The organism is Kribbella sp. NPDC048915 (genome assembly GCF_040649595.1).
Taxonomy (GTDB): Bacteria; Actinomycetota; Actinomycetes; order Propionibacteriales; family Kribbellaceae; genus Kribbella.
The window spans coordinates 1-2464 of the sequence record NZ_JBEZFT010000152.1 but is presented as its reverse complement, the minus strand read 5'-3'; the positions used below and the strand labels follow the sequence as shown (position 1 = coordinate 2464).

Annotated in this window: 1 protein-coding gene and 1 pseudogene; one reads left to right on the top strand and one right to left on the bottom strand. The window is 68.8% G+C overall.

Going from position 1 to position 2464, the window contains the following annotated elements; genetic code table 11:
* The first annotated feature begins 168 nt into the window (after positions 1–168).
* Positions 169–420: a transposase gene (locus AB0B82_RS35355; protein WP_360178949.1), complete on the top strand. Its 252-nt coding sequence runs from the start codon at positions 169–171 to the stop codon at positions 418–420.
* A 700-nt stretch (positions 421–1120) separates the two neighbouring features.
* Here AB0B82_RS35355 and AB0B82_RS35350 read toward each other — a convergent pair.
* Positions 1121–2464, bottom strand: a pseudogene (locus AB0B82_RS35350) (hypothetical protein); the annotation flags it as partial.

The following is a 2464-nucleotide window of genomic DNA, read 5'->3' as shown; positions in this document are numbered from 1 at the left end:
CCCTTGTCGGAGATGACCAGTCTTGGAGGACCGGACATCCCTACAAGGGCTGCACCCATCTCACCAGCCGCAACGCCGCAACTTGCGCCACAAACGCAACCCCTAACCGAACGGCGTTGGGGCTAGCGGGTCGGGCCAGCGGCTGGTGTTGGCTGTGCCGGTTCGGGCCTGCGTGCTGGGTGGAGGCCGGGACGATGGGCAGCGGGGTGGGCGGATCTGTCCGACGGGCAGTGGGCCCGGTTGGTTCCGTTGCTGCCTCGCGGTAAGAAGGCGGGCCGTCCGCCGAAGTGGACGAAGCGACAGTTGGTGGATGGCATCCGGTGGCGGACCCGGGCGGGCACGCCGTGGCGGAATGTGCCCGAACTCTGTGGGCGCTGGCAGCGTGCCGGTGTGTGGGCGTTCATCGTGAAGATGCCGTAGGCGTTCGCCGATGCGGCCGGGGCGATCGTGTGGGATGTCAGCGTGAAGTCCACCATCGCCCGCGCCCACCAGCACGCTGCCGGTGCACGTCGTGACGGCTGCAGGCCGAACCGCCTGGTGCGTCGAGGTCGAGCCGGCCGATCATGGGCTTGGCCGTTCCCGGGGCGGGTGGAGCACCAAGACCCATCTGGCCTGCTTGCAGGGCCGCACAGCCCTGTTGCTGGTGATCACCGCGGGGCAGCACGGTGACAGTCCACAGTTCACGGCCGACAAGGCCTACAGTTCGGCCGCCAACCGCGCCTGGCTCCGCCGGCGCCACCCCACACTCGGAATGCGCTCGCCAACGACGAACCCGACCAAGCAGCATGACCGACCGGATCCCGCACACCGAGACTGCCCTCGTCCTCGCCGGCCTCAAGGCCCAGCCCCTACGAGGTGGCCTCCGGCCAGCCTTGCCCCTGACTCCGGGTGAGCTCCTCAGCCAGCCAGCGGGAGCCGGCCAACAGACCGAAACAACAAGATCAAGTCTCTACGGTTTCAGGGGATTGTCGTTTGTGGCTGGTCGCGCCGGGAGCAGCAAGGTTGATTCACCCGTCCGTGTGTGAGCGGGCGTGCCTTCTGGACGGGGACGTGCCTGATCGCCCGGCGGCGACCTTGGTTGATTTGGTCGGTCGGTCGGGCGATGCGGCGGGCACTGGCGTTAGCCGGTTCGGTTGCGTGGGAGTTGGTGTGTGCCGGTGTGGTCGACAACGAACCGGAACCCGTGCGGGCTGGTCCAGGCGACGGCTCCGGTGGGCAGGCGTCGGTTGTGCCAGCCGCCGAAGGTTTTGGCGCGGTGGTGGAGTCGGCCTTGGGGGATCAGGTTGTCGACACTCGTCTGGCCGGGCTGATCACTCGGTGGTGGTTCTGGATCGGCGCCGTGGTCGCGGGTGCGGGTGTGGTCGTAGGGGGTGATGTGGTCTTGGTCCATGCGTACGGTGGCTTCGGCGCCGCTGTAGGGGAACATGTCGACCGGGTGCCGTAGCCGGACGCGTTCGCGGATGCGGTCGGGGATTTCGTAGCTGTGGACGCTGACTTGGTCGTGCAGGTCGATGACTGGTTTGACCACGAAGTGGTCGTGGCCGAGCAACTCAGCCAGTTGGGTGGCGAGTTGGGGTCCGAGTTCTTCGACGCGGAGCACGCCGGTGCCGGTGGCCAGGGTCAGGTCGGTCAGGTGCACATACAGCGTGTGCCGGGCTCGTCCGCGGCCTGTGGAGCCGGCGCCGAGGCCGGTGCGGTGCGCGTCGTGTTTGATCGCGGCCAGCCGGGCGGCGAGGGTGGCGGCCAGGCCGCGTCGGGTGAACGTGTCCTCGTCCACGGGTGCACACGCATCAGCGGCCCCGCCCGCCCCGCCCGCGCCGACAGGGCCGACGGGGCCGACTTCCGGGTCCTTGTCCTGGTCGGCGTCCCAATCGATGCCCCAATCGATGCCCCAGTCGGTGTCACAGTCGGTGTCACAGCCGGTGTCACAGTCGGTGTCGCGGGCGGTGTCGCAGTCGGAGGTGTGGCTGGGCTTTTGGGGTGGGGCGGGCTGGGTTGTGGCGAAGGTGTCGTCGAGCGGGGGCTGCCAGGAAGTGTCGGTGGACATGGGTTCCCAGCCGTGGGACTCCATCAGGTACGCCTCTTCGAGGCGAGCGCACTCGTCGTCGGCAGGTTCGCCGATCCCACCGGATCCGGGAGGCGTACCGGTCGCGCCCGGCGTACCGTGCATGTCCGGCGTGCGGGGCGGGTTTGGTGCGTCTGCCGGGTCTGGTGTGTGCGTCGGGGCTGCCGTTTCTGGAGCATCCGTCGGGTCTTGGGTGGCTTGGGTGGCTTGGGTGGTGGCGAGGTGGCGGGCGACCTCGATCAGTTGGTGGGCGGCGGCGGGGTCGGCGATCCAGTCGATCGCCTTCGCGCGGCGCTGGTTCAGTGAGTCGGTGTCACCCAAAGCCTTCAACGCCCGGGCCAGATCATCGATGGTGGCGTCGAACCGGATCACCGCACCCGCCGCGGCCCGCACCCAGAT